Raw genomic sequence first — 23,258 nt, forward strand, 5'->3', positions numbered from 1 at the left:
AACTCCTATGAGTTCGAATTAAAAAAACTCCGCCTATTCCTCGACTTTATTTCCAGCTCATACTCCTTTGTTTTTTCATCCAAGCGATGGCGATATACAGGCTCTGGTCTGTCTGCGAGACTGTTGGCGAGTTCTCCTGCTTCATTTGTAATCTTATTTATTTTTTTGTGAGAATTTCTAATTGCTTGTTTTCCGAGGTGGTCGCTGTATGAAGTGACGGGGCAGAAATCGTCTAATTTCAGTATTTTTTCTTTCTGAAGTCTTATTATTTCCTTTCGTGTCTCACGTGTATGAAATTCATTGGACCAATGACCAGTCGCTCCCAAGACTCCATACTCGGCGCCGTCCTCCTTAAATGCTCGTATTTTTCTATAGTCACCCTTGATATGTACCACAAGGCGTTTACCAATCATGGACCAATGTTGTTTTAACAAGTCGTTTGTATAACGACATTTATCCAATTGAACATATGGAGGAACTCCTTTTTGTTGCGACCCGCGGACTGTTACAGGCAATATCTCAACGGCCAGCTGCGGGTCATTTATAAAGGAAGCTGGAAATTTTGGCACTACCGAAATTCGACGCGTTTCACCCAACTCCATTGCTAACGCCTCATTCGGTGTTTTGGTCATCTGTGTCATTCGAGGTAATGCATTATGGTTCGCAATCAACACATCGATCAATTCGATCATTTGCTCCATCCGTACGCGATGTTTTACGGATTTGCCTACGGGATCATTCACAGCAGGGTCATTTATTCCACTCCCAGTCGTTGATGGAATTCTTGAAAACCCCATTTTTTGTAATTCTGAAAATATTCCTTCCACTGCGTAGCGTGAAATCCAGTGTTTGACTTTTCCATATCGAATAATCGCACCCGTTCGAATTCGAAGATGCGAAACAATTGAATTTGCGAGATGCGATAAATGGTTGTCGACTGATATTATCGAAATTCGCCGCCCCTGGGCCTCCGGAACGACACCCGAGGGTAAGCCTGAACCAGGTGCATATTTCATGTTTGGAACGGATAACACGCGGGGTTTCCAAGGTGTTACAAATGTTTCATAAGCATTTAACAAATCTAATGCTCTAAAACGTTGGGCAATGGCGATACTATATCCAAGTATATCGACTGTTCTTTGATCCATCAAAACACACAGATAACCGCGTCTCATAGGTACATCAATTTCTTTTCCATCTATTTCGATCACTAAAGTAGCAATAAATGGCAGCATTTGCTCGTCGTAACATGCAATTTCAAGTGGCGCAAGAGGCCGCAGAATTGGTACTTCTCCAGAGTATCTTTGCAATCCGTCTCGACACTCCTTTCCAAATCGCGCTTCAGCGAGGTCGCAGTCGCCATTGGCGATAAGCTTATTAATAAAGGTGCACAGTGAAACATAACCACATGATTTAGTATTAAAGGGGTATTCTTTCGCCGTAAGCTTTTCTTCGTCTCGAAGATATTTAGTTATTTTTAAAAGTAAATCTTTTACGTTAATCCCAACTTTAAATCGAGAAACCTCCTTTTTTATAATTTTCAGTATCGCTGGATATCTTAAAACCAGTTCCTCGAATGCCCCGGCCAGACCATACCCGTCAGAGTGAGCCAATACTGTGGAATCCTTTTTTCTAGTGTAGGCGGCTTGGCGACAGTCTTTTATCAAAGCTCTAAAGCCCCAAGGAAAACCGTCAGAATGAATCCTTGTACAACGGCTCAAGAGGTAAGATAAACCACTTCGACTGATCTCATATTTCTTACATATTTCCGATAATTTGAAGCCGTCACACCATTCCATTATGGCTGCTTTCATATGACGATATCGATCAATTTTTTTCGGATCTATTAATGATTCATCAACTCCGGGCCACCTAGAATAATTCAAGTCTTCCGGTGTGTGTTTTGTGTTAGTCATGGCGCGATTCGCACTATGGTGGACCAATCCAAGGGACTCGCGTCTATATCATCGATTAATCGACCACGTTGGCACAACTGAAAGATGCATGGAAATAGAATATCCCATGATGAGATATTAAGCATGCTAAGCTCGCGTAACGTTAATTGCCCATTTTTAATTATGATTGACAGCACTTCTTTTTCTAAAAATTTATAATTTGTGTTAACGCTAGCAGAAAGCGCTGTAACAATATTAAGCCAATCATGAATAAAACGCTCATCACGTTTGGCGTTCTGATCGGAGTAGTGACACCACAAGGCTCCAATTTTTTTGCGGCTTCTTTTTGCATTTCAAGCTTTAATAAATATGGGGTGTCTTGATCATTTTTTTTAGAGTATTTAACTTCGACTAGACACTTTTTCCCTGATCTAAGTGTTACGACCGCATAAGGTTTATCGCCAACATAGCCGTTTTCAACCAGATAGGATGAAATTCGATCGAAATCCAAGTCGTATGTATCGACGTCGGCGCGGCCTTCTAGTGCCAAAACGTAAAGTAGCTTTATATCGGAACTTATAACTAAATCACAATGATTTTTGGGGCTGTAAAAGTACGAAATAGAGCCGACGCCAGCGCCTCTTTGAGCCAAAGCCGATCGGATTTCATAACTGGCTCTTAAAGGTGCACGTCCTTTAACTGTATTAGCGTATGCAGCATCCATTGCATTTCCAAGTAAATTAAAAATAAGATATAAGAGGAAAGCCCTTGCTAGCTAAATTGCTTTCTGACGACTCCACGAGAGGCAATATAGCGTCGCGATTCGATTGAAGTTACCCGAAGTCGCTCTATGGAAAAATGCGCAAAAACGAGTGTTCCACGCTGGAGGACTCGCCCAAGCAAATGCGACTTTAGTTTTATTCGCACATGACATTTTTTTCAAATGCTATGGTGTGGGATTGTGGTTTTCCCAACTGAACGCCAACAATTCTTTTGGGTGTGCGGTGTCTGAGCCGCCGCGTGAAGGGACTATGCTGGGTTATCTTGTTCCGGGTCCAGCGTTCGCCTCATGCTTGGTTGGTTCGTCACCAACGCACCGTACTCGGATGGCGTCCTCGCAACGTCTTCAGTCTTGGGCTAGTCATTGAATATGTCGATATGAATGAGTTGAAGAGTTCGCAAATTGCGCTTGTTTGCTGGCAACAGACTCAATCGAGATCCCCTTCGCCACAGTATTTGACAAAGACAATCCTTCCAGGTTCAAAGGCCTTTTCGCCTTTGCGTATTTCGAATCCTCGTGGACACCGATTGCGGTCCATCATTACCGCGAATTCCGAAAAGATATGAACGCCGGGCCGGCATGCTAGCCTTTGGGTGCAGCCGACCTGTGCACACCTTTAGTGTAGGTTGACCACACGCTTTCAGCAGTTGCGGCGATTAGGGCGCGAATCTCGCGCGTCATGTCAGCCGCCTGCGGAGTGTTCAGCAACACTGACAGCCCGTGGAGCACCGGTTTGGCCTCGTGTAGTAGCTCGCGGGACCCTTTTATGCGCCCTTGTTCACGCAGCAGTTCAGCCAGCAGAAAGAGTGTCACATCGGTATCGCGTCGCACTTCGGGCGTGTCGAACTTGGTCACCAGGTCCCTACTTACTGACAGGCTTTCGCGATAGGCCGTCGCAGCCGCATGTAGCTGGCCCTGCTCCCGTTCCACCACGGCCACGTTATACGGGGGCACCGAGAAGGATCAACCCGTTCAAACGATAAGCCCATTGCCTCTATCCAATTGAACGGGAAAGAGTGACTACGCCGCCGGAATCTTTTTCCGGCCCCATTGAACAAAGTCAGAAAGTCAGAAAGTCAAAGTCAGCAGGCTCTCACTCTTTGTACGAATCTTTGTTTAAACGGAATTAAACCAATCTCTGAATAACAGTGACGTGCGATTACGACTTACAGAGGAGCCCAGTCGCAGTGATGTGTACAGAGATTACTTAGAGTACCTGCTCTCGTCCCTGCAACAGCACTCAGCCAGGCGATATAGTCGGCGCTGTCAGACTCCTATCCATAAAAATTAGAACAATAACTACGCCTTGCGTCATGAAGATTACATACCCCACACGCTTGCTGCGCACCATACCTATCAGGTTGCTCGGCTTTGCGGTGTTTATGCTGACCGCCGTCGCTACGGCTCTGCTGATATGGAACTTGGAGCAACGCCGCATTCAAAGCCAGCGCACCCATGTGGACAGTGTTGTAGCGGACCGAACCCATGCAATCCAGGCGACCATTGAACGGGCTTTGTCCAGTGCTTATGCCTTGTCTGCCATGGTGCACCAGGCCGGAGGGGAATTCTCGAACTTTGAGGGTGTGGCTGGTGAAATGTTGCACCTCTACCCTGGTGTCACCATGTTCAGCCTGTCACCCGGAGGCGTTGTCAGCCGCGTGGTGCCTCTGGCTGGAAACGAGGCGGTAATGGGGTTTAATCAACTTGAAGATCCTCTACAAAGCAAGGAAGCAGCGCGTGCGGTTGCAGCTCGCGAATTGACATTGGCCGGCCCGCTTAATTTGGTGCAAGGTGGTTTGGGGCTTGTGGGTCGACTACCGGTGTATTTGCCGGTTCCTACGCTAACGACTCCACACAAAGACCATTTTTGGGGATTTATCTCTGTCGTAATCCGTGTCCCCGAAGCCCTGGCCAGCAGCGGCATTGCCCAATTGCAGGAGCAAGGTATTGCGTATGAGTTGTGGCGCACCCATCCAGATACCCATCAAAAACAAAGTATCACGGCCGCGGGTAACCAGTTCTTGCATGATCCGGTGGACCGCAACATCCAAGTGCCCAATGGACGATGGGTACTCAGTGCCACACCTATTCACGGCTGGGGTGATAGTGGGGCTTTGGCGTTTGAAATTGCACTAGGTTTGTTGTTCAGCACAACGCTGGCCTGGGGAGCTCAACTAATGCTTCAACTCAAACGCCAAGAACAAAACTTGGAAGCCCAGGTCGTTGCCCGCACCCAAGAAATTTCAGCCACGCAAACCAAGTTAGAAGCGACGCTGGACGCCATTCCCGATCTATTGTTTGAATTGGGCCCAGACGGCACCGTACACGATTGCCGCCTGCCCCGCTTTTTGTTGCCTGACATTCCTCTTGAGCAATTTTTAGGAAAGAACGTGATGCAAGCCTTACCAGCCGATGCCGGCAAGGTCATTGCCGCGGGACTGGAAGAAGCCCGGCTCAACGGAAACTCGGAAGGCGGCCAGTTCGAGCTCCAGTTGATGCACAACGTTTTATGGTTTGAAATTTCGGTTGCACGCAAAGACGTTACCGGCAATACCGAGCCCCGATTCATTGTCTTGGCTCGCAATATCACGCTACGCATGCAAGCCGAGCTGGATTTGCGTATCGCAGCAACGGCCTTCAACGCCCAGGATGGTATGGCGATTACGGATGCCCAGCGCCAGATATTGCGTTGCAACCCTGCATTCACCCAAATTACAGGCTATACCGAGCAAGAGGCTGTAGGTAAAAGCCTGCACATTCTCAATTCAGGTCGACACGACCGGGCCTTTTACCAAAACATGTGGGATACGGTGGAAGCCACCGGAAACTGGCGTGGTGACGTGTGGAACAAACGCAAAAATGGCGATATTTACCCAGACTCACGGACAGTGACCGCCGTGCACGGCAAAAACGGCAAGATTACCCATTTCGTCAACACCTTCAACGACATTACGCTGCGCAAAGCGGCCGAAGAAGAGATCAACAAGTTGGCCTTCTATGATCCCCTCACCCACCTGCCGAATCGGCGCCTATTGTTGGATAGGTTGCGTCAGGCAATGGGCTTGGGTGTTCGCAATGGCAGATGCGGCGCGCTGCAAGTAATTGACCTGGACAACTTCAAAACCCTCAACGACACATTGGGGCACGATGTGGGCGACCAGCTATTGCAGCAGGTCGCCATCCGATTGACCGAATGCGTTAGCGAAATCGATACGGTTGCGCGCCTGGGCGGTGATGAGTTCGTGGTACTACTGACCCAGCTCAGCAGCTACAACGCCGAAGCGGCAGCGCACGCCGAAGCCGTAGGTGAAAAAATTCTACAATCCATCAGCCAACCCTACCAGCTGGGGTCGCACGAACATCAGATTTTTGCCAGTATGGGTGTGACACTGTACTTTGGCCACCAGGACAGCACGGACGAGCTTTTCAAGCAAGCTGATTTGGCCATGTACCAGGCCAAATCAGCAGGACGCAACACACTCCGTTTTTACGATCCACAAATGCAGGCTGTCGTAAATGCCCGCGTAAGGCTGGAGGCCGACATACGCCGAGGTTTGGCACAGCAGCAGTTTGTACTGCATTACCAGGCACAGGTAGATGGGCAAGGGCACGTTGTAGGCGCAGAAGCTTTGTTACGCTGGCCTCACCCGCAAAAAGGCAATATATTCCCGGCTGAATTCATTCCCTTGGCCGAAGATTCCGGACTGATATTGCCCCTTGGCCATTGGGTTTTACATACCGCATGTATGCAGCTGCAACGCTGGAGCCAAAACCCACGTACTCAAATGCTCAGCTTGGCTGTCAACGTTAGCGCTCGGCAGTTTCGGCAAGCCGATTTTGTGGAGTCCGTTCTGCACATATTGCAGACCACAGGTGCGCCACCTCACATGTTGAAACTAGAGCTGACCGAAAGCCTGTTGGTGGATGACGTAGAAGAAACCACTGACAAAATGCACGCGCTTAAAGTCCATGGCGTGGGGTTTTCGCTGGATGACTTCGGCACCGGCTATTCATCACTGACCTATTTGAAGCGCCTGCCGCTGGACCAGTTGAAAATTGACCAGTCGTTTGTGCAAGACCTGTTGACCAACCCCAAAGACGCCGCCATTGCCCGCACCGTCATTACACTGGGCCATAGTTTGGGTTTGAGTGTGATCGCGGAGGGTGTGGAAACCCAGGAGCAGCAACATCTTCTAGAAGCCGAGTGCTGTGATGCCTACCAGGGCTACTTCTTTGGTCGTCCCGTCGCCATTGCAGATTTTGAAGCCAGCCTAACGGCTGCTTGATAGTCTACGGTTCAGGCTTTCAAATCAAAATATTGTCAATACTGTTGCGCATCGCTAGCTGAACAATGGCATCCATCGCTTCATCAACGACCATCTGCGCCTTCACCACACGCATGCTTCCGTCGTGCATGCGTTTGTCATAGTTGCGCTTGCTCATGGATAGGCAATGGCCCTGGGCATCTGTGAAAAGGAACATGGTTCCATGGGGCGTGGCCCAAGTCAGCTGTGTTCGAACCCACGCGCCCTGCGCCAGTACTTCGACCCAATCACCAATCGCCATGGCCAGATTGGCTTGCGCAGGTGCCTGAACACTTTCTGTCTCTGTGTTTTCCGGCTGAATCTCTGCTGTCGTAGGCACGGTTGGCAGATCATCCATGAAGCCTGTCGCAACAACCTCAGCGGGAGCGATCCAGGCTGGCGGGGGCGACGGCTCCGCAGAGGTAACTGTCTGCACAGCTTGCGACTTGGTTGGCGGTTTAAAAGCTTGCTGGTGCAGCGCAAACAAGGCATCAAAGAACGCCTCCGTTTGGGCCGATGGATACTGGATCAGTGCCAGGCCGTCCCGTAAATTTCGCAACAGCTTGGGTAGCAAACGGGTCAGCTTGCCGATGTTCTTGCGCGTCAGGTCCGGCTGTGCACTCCACACTAATGTTTCTATCGACGCATTGACCATGCCAGGATCGCTGGCCCCGCTTCTATCGTGTAGCTGGATATGCGCAGCAACCTGGGCCCATGGACCGCACAGGAAGTCCACCAACACCTTGGGGACGTTTCGAAGCAAGGGGTTTTGCTCCATGTCTTTTGCCAGCTTCTCGGCCAACAAGTTGCGCTGCTCTGCCTGCTGCAAAGCTTCCATTGCCTCCTGACGCTGACTGGCCTCCATTGCATTGGCCGGCATCCGAGCCTGGGTCAGCTCTGTTACTGCCTGGTCAAACGGCGCTGCATCCTGCGCGATTTGGACATTTCCGGAGAGCAGAGGCGCTACAGAGGTTTGCAAAGCCTTCCAGAAACTGGGATAGCCCGCAGATTGGATGCTGGGATAAGCCTGGCTTAAACGGGTGATCTCCTCCAGAAGAACTCTGGCCGGGTGCTGCTTGTCATTCAGAAACCGCGGGTCCACCAAAGCCAGTCGCAGTAGCGAAGGTTCCATGCTGCGTATGAGTTGCTGCACGGGTGCCAGCAATCGCGGGTCACCAGCTACGTTGTCGATCAGCAGCCGTACTACTTCCTGGCCAATTTCCGCACCTGGATGTGGGTGTTGTTCGCTGTAGAGTGGCATGCCCCCGCTGGCCGCAAGCGGGTGTGCACTGTCGAAAAACTCCGCCGAATGATCTGGAGTCAGCTGCAATGTGGCTGATACGCCCTGCTCTTCTTCAAAGTCTCCCACCAAGAGCTGATTCAGCTTGTCCAGCGTCAAAACCAGCTGCTTTTGACTGGTTTTCCCCTCGGAATGTTGCCGTCGCGTAGCTGCGCCCCCGACATGCCCCACTTCCCGATCTTCGTGGGCTGCACGTGCGCTTGTTGCGGTACGTGCAATTGCAAACCCAACAGACCTCACACCTAGTTCTCGCAAGCGCTTCGTTAATGCCACGTACAGCCGAGCCAGTTCCTGGCCCAGCACATTGCTGGAATGTTGTATCCAATCCAGCTGAACTGCGTAAGGCACACCGCAATCCAACATGACAGTTTGTACGGCGCGCACGAATACTTCGGGGCGGAACGGATTGCGTTCTGGGCGCACAGACAATAAGCCTAAAGACGCACACACATACGTATTGAGCTCAACCAAAGATGCATCCACTGCCAACAGAATGGTTTGCTGGATCCGGGCCAACGCAATCCCCTCTTGGACCTGATCCTGTTCCATCAATTCCAACTGGTCGAAACGGATTTTCTGCGGCGGTGCAGCCGCTTTTACGGTGCGACTTGGTTCTATGAGCGTATTTAAAAGTACCGCGGGAAAGCGCTCAATCAGCATTTCGGTATGCTGGCGTAACAAGTCCAGTGCGGCATCGACTTGCTCACGCCCTCGCGAACGATGCAGTTGCTGCCGCTCCAGATCTGCCTGGAGCAGGCCCAGTAGCCTGGTCAGAATGGGCTTTCCGCTACTTGCCGCCAGCGCCAGCGCGTCGCGGTAGGGCTCGGAGTACACCGGCGTGTCTATGGACACGGAAGGCCCATCCTGTGTCATGCTGGGCAGACCTTACTTCAGTGCCTTGTAACGCATACGCTTGGGCTTGGCCCCCTCCTCGCCCAGGCGCTTCTTCTTGTCGGCTTCGTACTCTTGGTAGTTGCCGTCGAAGAAGGTCCACTGGCTGTCGCCTTCGGCGGCCAGGATGTGGGTGGCAATACGGTCCAGGAACCAGCGGTCATGGGAGATGACCAGCATGGTGCCGGCGAATTCCAACAGTGCATCTTCCAGCGCGCGCAAGGTTTCCACGTCCAAGTCGTTCGACGGCTCATCAAGCATCAGCACGTTGCCGCCGGCGATCAGGGTCTTGGCCAGGTGCAAGCGGCCACGCTCACCACCGGACAACATGCCGACCTTCTTCTGCTGGTCTGCACCGTTGAAGTTGAAGCGGCCGCAGTAGGCGCGGCTGGCCATCTGGAACTTGCCTACGTTCAGGATGTCGAGTCCGCCGGACACGTCTTCCCAGACGGTTTTTTCGTTCGACAAATCATCACGATGCTGGTCGACGAAAGCCATCTTCACGGTGGAGCCGATCACCACTTCACCCGAATCCGGCTTCTCCTTGCCCGCGATCAGTTTGAACAGCGTCGACTTGCCGGCACCGTTGGGACCGATGATGCCGACGATGGCGCCCGCAGGGATGTTGAAGCTCAGGTTGTCGATGAGCACGCGGTCGCCAAAGGACTTGGTGACGTTCTTGAACTCGATCACCTGGCTACCCAGGCGGTCAGCCACGGGGATGAAGATTTCGTTGGTTTCGTTGCGCTTTTGGTATTCGAAGTCGCTCAGTTCTTCGAAGCGGGCCAGGCGGGCCTTGCTCTTGGCTTGGCGGGCTTTGGGGTTCTGGCGCGACCATTCCAATTCCTTCTTTAAGGCCTTGGCTCGGGCTTCTTCGCCCTTCTGTTCGGCTTCCAGGCGTGCGCCCTTCTGCGTCAGCCAGTCCGAGTAATTGCCCTTGTAGGGAATGCCGGAGCCACGGTCCAGTTCCAGAATCCATTCGGCGGCGTTGTCCAGGAAGTAGCGGTCATGGGTAATGGCCACCACGGTGCCGGAATAGCGTTGCAGGAACTGCTCCAGCCAGTCCACCGATTCGGCATCCAAGTGGTTGGTGGGCTCGTCGAGCAGCAGCATGTCGGGCTTGCTCAGCAAGAGTCGGCACAGCGCCACGCGGCGCTTTTCACCACCGGACAGCACGCCGATGTTGGCATCCCACGGTGGCAGGCGCAGTGCGTCGGCGGCGATTTCCAGTTGGTGTTCGGAGTCGGTGCCGGCGGTGGCGATGATGGCCTCCAGCTCGGCCTGTTCGGCGGCCAGGGCGTCAAAGTCGGCGTCTTCTTCGCCATAGGCGGTATAGACCTCTTCCAGACGGGCCTTGGCGGCGAACACCTTGCCCATGCCGGCTTCGACGCTTTCGCGCACCGTCTGGGTCGGGTCCAACTGGGGTTCTTGCGGCAGATAGCCGATGTTCAGGCCGGCCATAGGGATGGCTTCGCCTTCAATTTCCTTGTCCAGGCCAGCCATGATCTTCAGCAAGGTGGACTTGCCGGAGCCGTTGGTACCCAGCACGCCGATCTTGGCGCCGGGAAAGAAACTGAGGGAAATGTCTTTAAGAATGTGGCGCTTTGGCGGCACGATCTTGCCGACGCGGTTCATGGAAAAAACGTATTGAGCCATCTGTTTTGAAGGTCTGGTTAGTGCAAAAAAATCTGCCGAAACTAGTCGGGCGAACCCTGATTATCCCAGCATGCGACAATCTACCTGTTGCGGCATTCCAATTGGCTGCAACGCCAGCACTTCGCTGGGGGCCAAAACGACTTGTTTTGCGTCCATTTTTAAAAAAATGTCTGCCTTTGATTGGTGCCCGTGTTGACTGTACGGGCGATAGGCCAGGCTTCCAAGCGCCCAGGACGGGCGCAACAAAATGAACTTTGAAGAACTGAATCTGGCCCCGGCCATTCTGAAGGCCGTGCAAGAGCAAGGCTACACCGAGCCCACCCCCATTCAAGCGCAGGCCATTCCGGTCGTCTTGGCTGGGCACGATCTGCTGGGCGGCGCGCAAACCGGCACCGGCAAAACCGCAGCGTTCACCCTGCCCCTGCTGCAGCGCCTGACCGAAAGCGCTCCCGCGCAAAACAAATTCGGCGGCAAGGGCATCCGCGCCCTGGTGTTGACCCCCACCCGTGAACTCGCCGCCCAAGTCGAGGAATCGGTACAAACCTATGGCAAATACCTGGAACTGACTTCCACCGTCGTCTTTGGTGGCGTGGGCATGAACCCGCAAATCACCAAGGTCAAAAAGGGCGTAGACATTCTGGTCGCCACCCCTGGCCGCCTGTTGGACTTGATGCAGCAAGGCATGCTGGACCTGGGCCAGGTGCAGATCCTGGTGCTGGACGAAGCCGACCGTATGCTCGACATGGGCTTCATCCACGACGTGAAGAAGGTGCTGGCCGCCGTGCCCAAGGACAAGCAAAGCCTGCTGTTCTCCGCCACCTTCAGCGATGAAATCCGCGACTTGGCCGCCACCCTGCTGAAGAACCCGCAAAGCGTGCAGGTCACGCCGCGCAACACCACCGTGCAGCGCATCACCCAGGTGATCCACCCGGTCGGTCGCGGCAAGAAAAAGGCTTTGCTGGCCCACATCATCCAGGAACACAAGTGGAGCCAGGTGCTGGTGTTCACCCGCACCAAGTTCGGCGCCAACAACGTGGCCGAATTCCTGGAAAAGAATGGCATCACCGCCATGGCGTTGCACGGCAACAAGAGCCAGTCGGCGCGTACCCAAGCCTTGCAAGGCTTCAAGAGCGGCGATGTACGCGCCCTGGTAGCTACCGATATCGCAGCACGCGGTATCGACATCGATGACCTGCCGCACGTGGTGAACTACGAAATCCCGAACGTCTGCGAAGACTATGTGCATCGCATCGGCCGTACCGGCCGCGCGGGTGCCGAAGGCGCTGCGGTGAATCTGGTGTGCCTGGACGAAGAAGGCTTCATGCAAGACATCGAGCGCTTCACCAAGCAAGAGATTGCGGTGCAAGTCATCGAAGGCTTCATGCCCGAGCCCGGCGAACGTGCCGAACCCATCGCCATGGGCCGCCAGACCATCTGGGGCGGCGCTGGCAAACCACCCAGCCGTGACGTGATGCAAGCCGCAGCCAAGGCTGCACGAACCGAAATGCTGCAACGCGTGCGTGAGAACAAGGCTTCGCAAGGCGACGGTGGCCAGCGCGCTGGCAATGGCGGTGGCCGCAACGGACCGCGCGGTGGCCCACGCAGTGCGCCGCAAGGCGACGGCATGGCGCCTCCCCGTCCACAAGGTGCACGTCCGCCCCAAGGTGGCCGGGGCCCGCGTCCCGGTGGTAGCAACGGCGGCGCACGCTCCGGCGGTTACAGCGGCGGTGGCGGTTATGGCGGTGGCTACGGTGGTGGCGCACAGCCTGACCACACCCGCTCAGCTTCCATGGGCGGCCAAGCGCCTGCGCCCCGCGCAACCCAGGGCGGTCAACCCGACCCCATGCGCACCAGCGTAGACAGCATGTTGGACCGTGGTCGCCGCGGCGGCTTTGGTGGTGGCAACCGTAATGGAGGCGGTGGTGGAGGCTATGGCGGCGGCAACGGCGGTGGTTATGGTGGCGGTCGCGGCAACGGTGGTGGCTCCCGGGGCCCCGGCGGCGGTTCGCGCGGCCCTTTCGGCCGTTAAGCCGGTAATTTTCAAGTAGATTTTGGGCTCTAGCGCAGATTGCACCAGCGGCAAGCGCTATAAAAGATAGAGCAGATGAAATCTGCTCCTAAAGGCGCATGCTCCAGGGCATGCGCCTTTTTTATTTGCTATTATTTTTGCAGCTACTTGCGTAGATGCCACCTGCGCCAGAGCTTGTTTTTTCATAAAAAATCTATACCCCGTATAGCGACCATTAAATAACAAGCCGGTAGTATTTGCGCCCTACCCTTTTTCCACCACAAGGCCCCACGATGAGACTCCTCCACACCATGCTGCGCGTTGGCGATTTGCAGCGCTCCATCCAGTTCTATACCCAAGTGTTGGGCATGCAACTGCTGCGTACGTCCGAGAACACCGAATACAAATACTCGCTGGCGTTCGTGGGCTACGGCAGCAACCCCGACCATGCCGAGATCGAGCTAACCTACAACCACGGCGTCAGCAGCTATGAGCCCGGTACAGCGTTCGGCCACATTGCCCTGGGCGTGCCCGATGCCTACGCGGCCTGCGCCAAGATCAAGGCGGCCGGCGGTAATGTGACGCGGGAAGCCGGCCCGGTCAAAGGCGGCAGCACCGTGATTGCCTTTGTGACCGACCCCGATGGCTACAAGATCGAACTGATCCAACGTGCAGAGCACGCCGGCGGTACCGGTCTGTAACAAAGCCACTCCCCCGCCCTGCGTCGCCGCTTGACAGTTGAAGACAAGCGGACGGAATATGCCCCTCCAACTACTACACGGGGGACACCATGGCCAGCCCAAAAACCACCACGCCCGCAGCGGCCAAAGCGCTGTCGCTGCACATCGGTCTGAATGCCGTCAGTGGCGCTGCCTATTCGGGCTGGACCGGACCGCTGGCGGCGTGCGAGTTTGATGCCAACGACATGGCGGCCATCGCCAAGTCCAAAGGCATGAAGTCCACCGTCTTGCTGACCAGGCATGGCACGCGCGCCAAAGCCCTGGCGGCAATTCGCAACGCAGCCAAGAGCCTGCGTGCCAGCGACCTGTTCTTTCTTACCTACTCGGGCCACGGTGGCCAGGTGCCCGACGCCAATGGCGACGAAGCCGACAAACAAGACGAAACCTGGTGCCTGTATGACGGACAGCTGATCGACGACGAGCTGTATTTCGAGCTCAGCCAGTTCGCTGCGGGCGTGCGCATTTTGGTGCTGTCCGACAGCTGCCACAGCGGCTCCGTCACCCGGGCCATGCCAACCGGACCGCGAGAACGCGCCATGCCCACGGCCGTAGCGATGCGTGTCTACCGCGACCACCAGGCCTTCTATGACAAGTTGCAAACAGAGGTAGCCAAGGCCGCCGGCACGGCAGCGGTCGACCCGGACACCGCGCTGGCCCAGGTCGCGGCCAGCAGCCGCCTGACGGCCATCATGAAGAAATTCAAGCCCTCGGTGCTATTGATTTCCGGCTGCCAGGATAACCAGACTTCGATGGATGGTGACCACAACGGCGCCTTCACCGAACAGGTATTGAAGGTCTGGAACCAGGGTGGTTTCATCGGCAACTACGGCCAGTTCTACGCCCGCGTGAAAGCGAATATGCCCCGCACACAGTCACCTAACCTGTTCACGCTCGGCATAGCGGGCAGGTTCCTGGCGCAAACGCCGTTTTCAGTCTGAAAAAAAGCGCCTCGGGAGGCGCTTTATTGATTCTCTGGTTTAGGCTACTTTTTTCTTCAAAGCTGCCGTGTCCAGACACAGCTGGGTGATGCGACCCCAGTCGCCAGCCTTCATGGCATCCGTCGGTACGATCCACGAGCCGCCGACGCACACTACGTTGGGCAGAGCCAGAAAGTCCGGCGCGTTCTGCAAGGTAACGCCACCCGTGGGGCAGAACTTCACGTCAAAAAATGGACCACTCCAGGCCTTCAGCATGGCCGGGCCGCCCGCTTGCATGGCAGGGAAAAACTTCAGCTCGGTAAAGCCGTCTTCCTGCGCCATCATGACCTCGCTACCAGTGGCCACACCAGGCAACAGTGCCAAGCCCAGATCGCGGCAAGCCTGGCCGACCGCGCGGGTGTAGCCCGGGCTGACGCCAAACAAGGCGCCTGCCTTGACCGCTGCTGCCGCATCCGCCGCACTGCGGATGGTGCCCGCACCGATCACTGCTTCAGGGACTTCCTTGGCGATGCGCTCTATACATTCCAACGCCTGCGGTGTGCGCAACGTGACTTCCAACATACGGATGCCGCCCGCCACCAGGGCGCGCGCCAGCGGCACGGCATGGGCGACGTCGTTCAGCACGATCACCGGGATCACCGGCGCGTCTTCCATGACCTGGCGCGCCGTCCAGCGGCCGTTTGCGTTCTTGTTTACATCCATGTGAGAGCTCCTTGTTCTGCAGTCAGGGCATTGCGACGCATGCCCGAAAATAATTCACGGCCCATGCCCAGGCCATTGGCCACGCGCAAGGCTTCAGGCATGGTGGCCAATGGCCGCGCAGCCCATTCATCATCCGGCACCAGGGCCTGCAGGGTGCCAGCAATCGCATCCAGGCGCACCACGTCGCCATCCAGCAACTTGGCCAGCGGGCCACCGGCCAGCGCCTCGGGAGAGACGTGGATGGCCGAGGGCACTTTGCCCGATGCGCCACTCATGCGGCCATCGGTCACCAGCGCCACCCGGTAGCCTTTACCTTGCAGCACGGCCAGCGGTGGCGTCAGTTTGTGCAACTCTGGCATACCGTTCGCCTTCGGGCCTTGCCAGCGCACCACACAAATCACGTCCCGGTTTAGTTCTCCGGCATTGAAGGCCACATGAAGTGCCTCTTGCGAATCAAACAGGCGCACCGGCGCTTCGATGACATAGCGGTCTTCCGGCACGGCGGATGCCTTGATGACGCTGCGCCCCAAGTTGCCCTGCAACAGCTTCAACCCACCTGTTGCACTGAACGGCGCACTGGCTGGGCGCACGATGCTGGTGTCCTTGGACGGGCCCGTAGGTTCCCACTGCAGGCTGTCACCGGCCAGTACCGGCACGCCTGTGTATTCACGGATACCACCGGCGCGCACCGTCAACACGTCTTCATGCATGAAACCGGCATCCAGCAACTCGCGGATGATGAAGCCGGGGCCGCCTGCGGCCTGGAACTGGTTCACGTCGGCACTGCCGTTGGGATACACATGCGAGAGCGTGGGCACCACATCAGACAATGCGCTGAAGTCGTCCCAGTCGATCACAATGCCGGCTGAAGCGGCTACCGCGACCCAGTGAATCAAATGGTTGGTGGATCCGCCGGTGGCCACCAAAGCTACCATGGCATTGACGATGCAGCGCTCGTCCACCACCTTGCCAATGGGGGCGAAGCGTTTGGATTTGACGGCACTCAGCACAGTGCGGGTCGATTCGCGGGTCAGTTCATCACGCAGTGCACCACCGGGGGCCACAAAAGCCGTGCCGGGTACATGCAGACCCATGGCTTCCAGCAGCATCTGGTTGCTGTTAGCGGTACCGTAGAAAGTGCAGGTGCCGGGCGCATGGTAGGCGGCAGATTCCGCCTCAAGCAGCTCGGCACGGCCAACCAGGCCTTGGGCCGCCTGCTCGCGCACCTTGGATTTGGCGCTGTTGGACAGGCCGGACGGCATCGGACCCGCAGGCACAAAGACCATGGGCAAATGGCCAAATTGCAGCGCGCCAATCAGCAGGCCTGGCACGATCTTGTCGCACACACCCAGCATCAGGGCGGCATCGAACATATCGTGGCTGAGAGCGACCGCAGTGGCCATGGCAATGACATCCCGGCTGAACAGGCTGAGTTCCATTCCCGGCGTGCCTTGCGTCACGCCATCGCACATGGCGGGCACGCCGCCAGCGACCTGGGCCGTGGCGCCATGCAGGCGGGCTTCGGCCTTGACCAACTCCGGGTATGTGAGCAGCGGGCTGTGGGCCGACAACATGTCGTTGTAAGCGGTCACGATGCCGATGTTCAGCGCTTTTTCGGCAACCACCTTGAACTTGTCATTGTTCGGCATACCGGCAAATGCATGGGCCACGTTGGCGCAGCCCATGCGTTCGGCACCGGGCTTGCGCTGTGCAGCGGTCTCAAGGCGTTCCAGATACGCGCTGCGACTAGGCCCGCTGCGTGCGCGAATGCGGTCTGTGACCGCGCTGACGGTGGGGTGGAGTTTCATGTTTTTTGGTAACAAAATTACAACCTCCATGGTACCCCTTAACTGCAATTTTGTACCGCCCCGCAGTTACCAGTGGGTTACGAACGCCCCAGGGCAAACCCTTGGCCGCAGCCTCACCACAGGCCTTATTTGGAGCCCAATTTGCGGTACAGCGTATTGCGGCTGACGCCCAGTTGGCGTGCCGCCTGGGACACATTGCCGTCGCATTGCTGCAGCACCCGCTCCATGGTTCGCACCGCCTGCGTATGCAAGGGGCCGTCGTCAATTTCATCTTTTTGCGGCGTGGACACGCGCACATCCTGGACAAAATCGTCAGGCAAATGCTGCCAATCGATCACACACTCACCGCTATCTAGCAGCGCACAGGCAGTGCGTAAAACGTTGGCCAGCTGGCGTACATTGCCTGGCCAGGAGAATGCAGCAAAAGCCTGCGCCACTACGGGAGCCAGCTGTACCGCCTGGCCTGGCGCCAGCGACTGCAACAGCCGCTCGACCAGGGCTGACTGGTCACTGCGTTCGCGCAATGGGGGCAGCAGCAAGGTCAGGCCGTTGATGCGGTAGTAAAGGTCCTCCCGAAAGCGGCCTGCCTGCATTTCTTCCCGCAGGTTGCGATGCGTGGCGCACACCAGTGCAAAGTCCACGGCGACAGACTTGCCGCCGCCCAAGGCCTGTACCTCGCGCTCTTGCAACACGCGCAATAGCCGAGCCTGGAAAGCCAGCGGCATGTCACCCACTTCGTCCAGTAACAGCGTACCGCCCTGCGCCTCACGCAGGCGGCCAGGCGAACCCTCACGACGGGCTCCGGTAAAAGCACCTGGCAGGTAGCCAAACAGCTCGGCCTCGATCAAGGACTCAGGCAAGGCCGCACAATTGACCGCCACGAAAGGCCCGTCCTTGCGTGGACCGGCCGCATGTACGGCCCGCGCAAACACCTCTTTACCCACCCCGGATTCGCCCTGCAACAGCAAGGGGATCGGCTTGCCGGCCACGCGGCGCGCCTTGTCCAGGGCAGCTCGAAACACGCAGTCACCGGTATCCAGGGCTTGCAATGGGTCGGTGGCAGGAAGGCTCTTCGGGAGCAGATTGCCCGCAATGCTGACCGCACGCACACGCCCGCCGTCCACACGCAACCAGAGCGGCCGCCCGTCGGGGCTGCGCAATTGGCGTGCAGTGCCAGCAATAGGCAATATTTCATGCGCCAACGGCCACACGGACTCAAGCGGCACCCGGCCCATATTGTCCCGGGGCAGTCGCAGCCATTGCAGGGCCGCGGTATTGGCGCCCAGAATCCAGCCCTCTTCAGACAAGGCCAATAGGCATTCCGTCACCGTCCCTATGCCTTCCAGCTGGGTGTGGAAGCGCAGCCTGATCTGGCCGGCATAACGGGTTTCAAATAGCTTGTGCTCGATCATGCGGGCCGCTGACCGTACCAGGCCCAAGGTGTGCGGGTGGTAGCCACGGTGGTCACCAGAAATATCCAGTACGCCCAGCAAACGTCCAGCGGGGTCGTGTATGGGTGCTGCGGCGCAGGTCAGAAAACCATTGCGCTCAAGATAATGCTCACTGGCATGGACCACCACCGGAGACTGCTCCGCCATGGCCATACCAATGGCGTTGGTGCCCCTATATTGTTCGTGCCAGGTTGCCCCCGGGCGCAAGGCCACGCGGCTGGCCCGGTCCAGAAAGTCGTCATCGCCCAGGGTGTGCAGCAGCATGCCGCTGCCATCGGCCAACACCACCATGCAGTCGCTGTCACGGGTTTGCTCAAAAACAAACTCCATCACCGGCCGGGCGTGGGCCACCAGCTCACGTTGGTGTTCCAAGGCCCGGGTCAGTTGCGCCGAAGATGCATGGGGCGCCCCCGGTGTACGCCCGCTGGCTTGCAAGCCAAAGGACAGACTGCGCCCCCAGGAGCGCGCCAGCCTGTCGCCCAGCAGCTCCTTGGGGATATCTCCTTGGTTCAATAACTGGCGCCGTGCCTGTCGCAGGGCCAGCGCGGGCGTTCTAACGGTACTGTGTCCGGAATCCATGGTCTGTCTCCTTGCCACGCCCGGTACGTGCCGGGTGCAGTCATGTAGTGCCACTGTAGTGGGCTGGCGCATATGTGCAAGCGGTTTAACACAAGCCTGGTAGTGGCTGCTCCATTTTGGAACACCTGTCCCACAACAAGCTGACAACTGCAGGCCCATTGAGTGCGGCGTACCGCTACTTTCGCGCAGGAAACCGGCTTTCACGGCCCACAAAAGCATGTGGCACACACCCTGCACTACTTGCTGCGCACTAACTTGCAAGTGCTCAATAACCCAAAAGGAGACATCCATGCTTTATCCCCATCCCGGCAGCGACAATGCCCCCGTACAGTTCAAAGCGCGTTATGACAACTACATTGGCGGCAAATGGGTTGCGCCCCTCAAAGGCGAGTACTTTGACGTCGTTACGCCTATTTCTGGCAAAGTATTCACCCAAGCCGCCCGGTCGGGTCCAGAAGACATCGAACTGGCCTTGGATGCCGCGCATGCCGCGGCTGATAGCTGGGGCCGCACCTCGGCTGGTGAGCGCTCCAATCTGCTACTGAAGATCGCCGATCGCCTGGAAGCCCACCTGGAAAAGCTGGCCTACGCCGAAACCGTGGATAACGGCAAACCCATCCGCGAAACTCTGAACGCGGATATTCCGCTGACCATCGACCATTTCCGCTACTTTGCTGGCTGCCTGCGGGCCCAGGAAGGTGCTTTGAGCGAGATCGACGAAAACACCATTGCGTACCACTTCCACGAACCCCTGGGCGTGGTGGGCCAGATCATTCCCTGGAACTTCCCTATCCTGATGGCCGCCTGGAAGCTGGCGCCCGCCATAGGGGCCGGCAACTGCGTGGTGCTCAAGCCGGCCGAATCCACACCAGTCAGCATCATGGTGATGCTGGAGCTGATCGCCGATCTGCTGCCAGCGGGTGTGCTGAACGTGGTGAACGGCTTTGGCCGCGAAGCGGGCATGTCGCTGGCCACCAGCAAACGTATTGCCAAGATCGCCTTCACCGGCTCTACCGCCACAGGCCGGGTGATCGCCCAGGCTGCCGCTACCAATTTGATCCCGGCGACGCTGGAGCTGGGTGGCAAGTCGCCCAATATCTTCTTTGCCGACGTGGCTGACGCAGACGATGACTTTTTCGACAAAGCCATCGAAGGCTTGGTGCTGTTCGCCTTCAACCAGGGCGAGGTCTGCACCTGCCCATCGCGTGCCTTGATCCACGAGTCCATCTACGACAAGTTCATGGCCCGCGTGCTGACCCGCGTTAAAGCCATCAAGCAAGGCAGTCCGCTGGACACCGACTGCATGATGGGTGCCCAGGCGTCCCAGGTGCAGATGGACAAAATCATGTCTTACATGGATATCGGCATCAACGAAGGTGCTGAACTGCTGGTGGGCGGTCAACGCGCAACCATGCCAGCCGATCTGGCTGGCGGCTACTATGTTCAGCCAACCCTGTTCAAGGGCCACAACAAGATGCGCATCTTCCAGGAAGAAATTTTTGGCCCAGTGCTGGCCGTGACCACATTCAAGGATGAGGCTGAAGCCTTGGCGCTTGCCAACGACACGCCATACGGCCTGGGAGCCGGCGTTTGGAGCCGTGATGGCGGCGTGGCCTACCGCATGGGCCGTGCCATCAAGGCCGGCCGGGTCTGGACCAACTGCTACCACGCCTACCCTGCCCACGCGACCTTTGGTGGTTACAAGGAGTCGGGCATAGGGCGTGAAACCCACAAGATGATGCTGGACCACTACCAACAGACCAAGAACCTGCTGGTGAGCTATAACCCCAAGAAGCTGGGCTTCTTCTAAGCCCCTACCTGCAGTAGCCTTATCGCAGTACTGCCGCTGCAGGGTCTGAAATTAAGCCGCCCATGGATGGCCATGGCGGCTTATCAGGCTTGGTTCGGCGGCACAATCCAAGCCATGAGCCTAACTACTACCCAGCTTGCCGATCTGCGTAAAAGCTACGAGCGCGCAGAACTCAATGAAGAGGCATCCCACGCAGACCCGCTACAGCAATTCGAACAGTGGCTGAACGAGGCTGTAGACGCCCAGGTACCCGAACCCAATGCCATGACCCTGGCTACGGTGGCACACAATTTGCGGCCATCGACCCGTATCGTGCTGATCAAAGGCTTTGATGCCCGTGGCATCGTTTGGTACACCAATTACGAAAGCCGTAAGGGCCAAGAACTGGCGGGCAACCCCTATGCGTCCCTGCAATTCCACTGGGTGGAGCTGGAGCGTGTAGTGCGTATAGAAGGTGTGGTGGAAAAGGTCAGCGATGCCGAAAGCGACGCCTATTTCCAAAGCCGCCCGCTGGATTCCCGGTTGGGTGCATGGGCATCCCCCCAATCACAGGTGATTTCTAACCGCAGTACCCTGGTGGCCAATGCCGCCAAGTACGGCGCGCAGTTTCTTTTGAACCCGCCGCGCCCTCCCCATTGGGGCGGCTACCGCCTGCAGGCCGATCGCTGGGAGTTCTGGCAAGGACGCAAGAGCCGGCTACATGACCGCCTTCGCTATACATTAGATAGCAACACCCGCTGGATTCGCGAGCGCTTGGCGCCTTAAATATTTATAAGTCTGCAGGCATGTCATCCTCGCGTCCGCCTCCGGTCAAACCTATTCCCTGGCTCTTGCCGGGTGAACCCTTTCCACCTGTAACACAGGCCTGGGGTCCAACCGATCCTGCCCCTGGCCTATTGGCTGCGGGCGGCGCGCTGGATGTAGACAGTCTGCAGCGCGCCTATCGACAAGGTATTTTTCCCTGGTTCAGCACGGGCCAGCCCATCCTGTGGTGGAGTACCGATCCGCGCATGGTCTTGCACACCCAGGAGTTTCGCCTGCACCGTTCGCTGCGCAAAACTCTGGCACGCTTCGTCCGGACGTCGGGCTGCGAGATCCGCATAGACCATGCCTTTGCGGACGTCATCCGGGCCTGCTCAGGCAGCGCACGACCAGGGCAAACGGGCACCTGGATCGTGGCCGACGTCATGCAGGCATATATAGAGCTGCACCAGGCCGGCTACGCACACAGCATAGAGACCTGGATAGACGGAGAGCTCGCTGGCGGCTTGTATTGCGTGGCTCTGGGTCAGGCTGTCTTTGGCGAATCCATGTTCACCCGCATGCCCGACGCGTCCAAGATCGCGCTGGCCGCCCTGGTATGCTTTTGCCGTGCCCATGGCATCCCACTGATCGATTGCCAACAGAACACGGCCCACCTGGCGTCCATGGGTGCGCGCGAAATCCCCAGGGCAGACTTTTGCATGCAGATCGTACGCAACGCAAGCCAAGCCGCACCGCACTGGCAATTCAACCCCTTATACTGGGATGCACTGCTTGCTTCTAAGCCCGGCCTGTGACAAACCTCCATGAATTGCCGCTGCAAACCCTGCAGTTTTATGCGACGGCACCCTATCCCTGCAGCTATCTGTCGGACCGGCAGGCACGGTCCCAGGTGGCAACCCCCAGCCATTTGATCCAAACGGAAACCTATTCGGAGTTGGTACGCATGGGTTTTCGCCGCAGCGGCCTGTTCACCTATCGCCCCTATTGCGACGGTTGCCAGTCTTGCATGCCATTACGCGTGTTGGCCCATAGTTTTAAACCCGATCGCAGCCAAAAGCGCGCCTTGGCCCAGCACGGCTCATTGCAATCACGCGTGTTGGAACTAGGCTTTGTACGTGAGCATTACGAGCTGTATCTGCGTTACCAAAATGGCCGCCATGCGGGCGGCGGCATGGACCAGGACAGCATTGACCAGTACACGCAATTTTTGCTGCAAAGCCGGGTCAGTTCGCGTTTGGTCGAATTCAGGGAATTAGCCGTAGACGGATCGGCCAGCCGACTCAAGATGGTGTCTATTTTGGATGTGCTGGACGACGGCTTGTCCGCTGTGTACACCTTTTACGAACCTGAGCAGCACACGAGCTACGGCACCTATAACGTTCTATGGCAGATCGAACAAGCGCGGCAGCTGGGTTTGGACTACGTATATCTGGGCTACTGGATTGCGCAGAGCCCCAAGATGCTCTACAAGTCCCGGTTTGCACCCCATGAAATCCTGAAAGATGGTGTCTGGACCGCTGTGGCAAGCTAGCCCAGCACATCTTTAGCGGGCTTCATCAACGATGAGTTGATTTCATATTGTGCAACCGTACATTTCATAAGGTAAGATCCAGTATCTCTTAATGGGAAC

General features: G+C 56.6%; 16 protein-coding genes. 8 read left to right on the top strand and 8 right to left on the bottom strand.

Annotated features, from left to right (window positions below; all coding sequences use genetic code 11):
- Positions 1 to 5 precede the first annotated feature (5 nt).
- From AC07O2_RS03065 to AC07O2_RS03075, 3 genes are all read right to left on the bottom strand, one after another.
- Positions 6 to 1,916, bottom strand: coding sequence for a hypothetical protein (locus tag AC07O2_RS03065; RefSeq protein WP_495074278.1), 1,911 nt, complete (start codon positions 1,914 to 1,916; stop codon positions 6 to 8).
- Positions 1,917 to 2,100: 184 nt separating this feature from the next.
- The gene (locus AC07O2_RS03070) at positions 2,101 to 2,619 is read right to left on the bottom strand and encodes a hypothetical protein (RefSeq protein WP_495074279.1); all 519 of its coding nucleotides are present in this window, start codon (positions 2,617 to 2,619) and stop codon (positions 2,101 to 2,103) included.
- 639 nt (positions 2,620 to 3,258) lie between these two features.
- Entirely contained in the window at positions 3,259 to 3,531 is a 273-nt protein-coding gene (locus AC07O2_RS03075; protein WP_495074280.1) for a hypothetical protein, read from the bottom strand.
- Between the two features lie 458 nt (positions 3,532 to 3,989).
- Between AC07O2_RS03075 and AC07O2_RS03080 the strand changes: the two genes are divergently transcribed.
- Positions 3,990 to 6,962: a bifunctional diguanylate cyclase/phosphodiesterase gene (locus AC07O2_RS03080; protein ID WP_495074281.1), complete on the top strand. Its 2,973-nt coding sequence runs from the start codon at positions 3,990 to 3,992 to the stop codon at positions 6,960 to 6,962.
- A gap of 19 nt (positions 6,963 to 6,981) precedes the next feature.
- Here AC07O2_RS03080 and AC07O2_RS03085 read toward each other — a convergent pair whose 3' ends face one another.
- Together AC07O2_RS03085 and ettA are read right to left on the bottom strand one after the other, a co-directional pair.
- Complete coding sequence (locus AC07O2_RS03085) at positions 6,982 to 9,132, bottom strand: DUF1631 family protein (RefSeq protein WP_495074282.1); 2,151 nt, start codon at positions 9,130 to 9,132, stop codon at positions 6,982 to 6,984.
- A 33-nt stretch (positions 9,133 to 9,165) separates the two neighbouring features.
- Positions 9,166 to 10,827 carry an energy-dependent translational throttle protein EttA gene (gene ettA, locus AC07O2_RS03090; RefSeq protein ID WP_495074283.1) on the bottom strand — a complete coding sequence of 554 codons (1,662 nt, stop codon included), beginning with the start codon at positions 10,825 to 10,827 and terminating at the stop codon, positions 9,166 to 9,168.
- Positions 10,828 to 11,074: 247 nt separating this feature from the next.
- Between ettA and AC07O2_RS03095 the strand changes: the two genes are divergently transcribed.
- The 3 genes from AC07O2_RS03095 to AC07O2_RS03105 all read left to right on the top strand — a co-directional run bounded on the left by AC07O2_RS03095 (position 11,075) and on the right by AC07O2_RS03105 (position 14,513).
- Positions 11,075 to 12,856 carry a DEAD/DEAH box helicase gene (locus AC07O2_RS03095; RefSeq protein ID WP_495074284.1) on the top strand — a complete coding sequence of 594 codons (1,782 nt, stop codon included), beginning with the start codon at positions 11,075 to 11,077 and terminating at the stop codon, positions 12,854 to 12,856.
- Positions 12,857 to 13,128: 272 nt separating this feature from the next.
- Positions 13,129 to 13,536 carry a lactoylglutathione lyase gene (gene gloA, locus AC07O2_RS03100; RefSeq protein ID WP_495074285.1) on the top strand — a complete coding sequence of 136 codons (408 nt, stop codon included), beginning with the start codon at positions 13,129 to 13,131 and terminating at the stop codon, positions 13,534 to 13,536.
- An 89-nt stretch (positions 13,537 to 13,625) separates the two neighbouring features.
- Positions 13,626 to 14,513 (top strand): caspase family protein, encoded by an 888-nt coding sequence (locus AC07O2_RS03105; protein ID WP_495074286.1) that lies wholly within the window; start codon positions 13,626 to 13,628, stop codon positions 14,511 to 14,513.
- 39 nt (positions 14,514 to 14,552) lie between these two features.
- Here the strand turns inward: AC07O2_RS03105 and eda are convergent, their stop codons facing one another.
- From eda to AC07O2_RS03120, 3 genes are all read right to left on the bottom strand, one after another.
- Positions 14,553 to 15,215 carry a bifunctional 4-hydroxy-2-oxoglutarate aldolase/2-dehydro-3-deoxy-phosphogluconate aldolase gene (gene eda / locus AC07O2_RS03110; protein WP_495074287.1) on the bottom strand — a complete coding sequence of 221 codons (663 nt, stop codon included), beginning with the start codon at positions 15,213 to 15,215 and terminating at the stop codon, positions 14,553 to 14,555.
- Positions 15,206 to 17,023 carry a phosphogluconate dehydratase gene (edd, locus tag AC07O2_RS03115; protein ID WP_495074288.1) on the bottom strand — a complete coding sequence of 606 codons (1,818 nt, stop codon included), beginning with the start codon at positions 17,021 to 17,023 and terminating at the stop codon, positions 15,206 to 15,208. Before edd ends, eda begins: the two co-directional genes overlap by 10 nt.
- 125 nt (positions 17,024 to 17,148) lie before the next feature.
- Positions 17,149 to 19,053: a sigma-54-dependent Fis family transcriptional regulator gene (locus AC07O2_RS03120; RefSeq protein ID WP_495074289.1), complete on the bottom strand. Its 1,905-nt coding sequence runs from the start codon at positions 19,051 to 19,053 to the stop codon at positions 17,149 to 17,151.
- A gap of 289 nt (positions 19,054 to 19,342) precedes the next feature.
- On the opposite strand from AC07O2_RS03120, the gene exaC reads away from it, so the two are divergent.
- The 4 genes from exaC (at position 19,343) to AC07O2_RS03140 (ending at position 23,159) form a co-directional block, all read left to right on the top strand.
- A complete protein-coding gene (gene exaC / locus AC07O2_RS03125) occupies positions 19,343 to 20,863 on the top strand; it encodes an acetaldehyde dehydrogenase ExaC (RefSeq protein ID WP_495074290.1) in 1,521 nt (506 codons plus the stop codon).
- 114 nt (positions 20,864 to 20,977) lie between these two features.
- Entirely contained in the window at positions 20,978 to 21,628 is a 651-nt protein-coding gene (gene pdxH / locus AC07O2_RS03130) for a pyridoxamine 5'-phosphate oxidase (RefSeq protein WP_495074291.1), read from the top strand.
- A gap of 20 nt (positions 21,629 to 21,648) precedes the next feature.
- Positions 21,649 to 22,422 carry a leucyl/phenylalanyl-tRNA--protein transferase gene (aat, locus tag AC07O2_RS03135; RefSeq protein WP_495074292.1) on the top strand — a complete coding sequence of 258 codons (774 nt, stop codon included), beginning with the start codon at positions 21,649 to 21,651 and terminating at the stop codon, positions 22,420 to 22,422.
- Positions 22,419 to 23,159: an arginyltransferase gene (locus AC07O2_RS03140; protein WP_495074293.1), complete on the top strand. Its 741-nt coding sequence runs from the start codon at positions 22,419 to 22,421 to the stop codon at positions 23,157 to 23,159. Before aat ends, AC07O2_RS03140 begins: the two co-directional genes overlap by 4 nt.
- The last annotated feature ends 99 nt before the right edge of the window (positions 23,160 to 23,258 follow it).

This window comes from Rhodoferax sp. GW821-FHT10B06 (assembly GCF_059415605.1).

What these genes read in the sequence shown, in the direction of transcription:
- AC07O2_RS03065 (WP_495074278.1), bottom strand. Translation starts at nt 1,916, where the DNA reads ATGACTAACACAAAACACACACCGGAAGACTTGAATTATTCTAGGTGG.
- AC07O2_RS03070 (WP_495074279.1), bottom strand. Translation starts at nt 2,619, where the DNA reads ATGGATGCTGCATACGCTAATACAGTTAAAGGACGTGCACCTTTAAGA.
- AC07O2_RS03080 (WP_495074281.1), top strand. Translation starts at nt 3,990, where the DNA reads ATGAAGATTACATACCCCACACGCTTGCTGCGCACCATACCTATCAGG.
- ettA (WP_495074283.1), bottom strand. Translation starts at nt 10,827, where the DNA reads ATGGCTCAATACGTTTTTTCCATGAACCGCGTCGGCAAGATCGTGCCG.
- AC07O2_RS03095 (WP_495074284.1), top strand. Translation starts at nt 11,075, where the DNA reads ATGAACTTTGAAGAACTGAATCTGGCCCCGGCCATTCTGAAGGCCGTG.
- gloA (WP_495074285.1), top strand. Translation starts at nt 13,129, where the DNA reads ATGAGACTCCTCCACACCATGCTGCGCGTTGGCGATTTGCAGCGCTCC.
- AC07O2_RS03105 (WP_495074286.1), top strand. Translation starts at nt 13,626, where the DNA reads ATGGCCAGCCCAAAAACCACCACGCCCGCAGCGGCCAAAGCGCTGTCG.
- eda (WP_495074287.1), bottom strand. Translation starts at nt 15,215, where the DNA reads ATGGATGTAAACAAGAACGCAAACGGCCGCTGGACGGCGCGCCAGGTC.
- edd (WP_495074288.1), bottom strand. Translation starts at nt 17,023, where the DNA reads ATGAAACTCCACCCCACCGTCAGCGCGGTCACAGACCGCATTCGCGCA.
- AC07O2_RS03120 (WP_495074289.1), bottom strand. Translation starts at nt 19,053, where the DNA reads ATGGATTCCGGACACAGTACCGTTAGAACGCCCGCGCTGGCCCTGCGA.
- exaC (WP_495074290.1), top strand. Translation starts at nt 19,343, where the DNA reads ATGCTTTATCCCCATCCCGGCAGCGACAATGCCCCCGTACAGTTCAAA.
- pdxH (WP_495074291.1), top strand. Translation starts at nt 20,978, where the DNA reads ATGAGCCTAACTACTACCCAGCTTGCCGATCTGCGTAAAAGCTACGAG.
- aat (WP_495074292.1), top strand. Translation starts at nt 21,649, where the DNA reads ATGTCATCCTCGCGTCCGCCTCCGGTCAAACCTATTCCCTGGCTCTTG.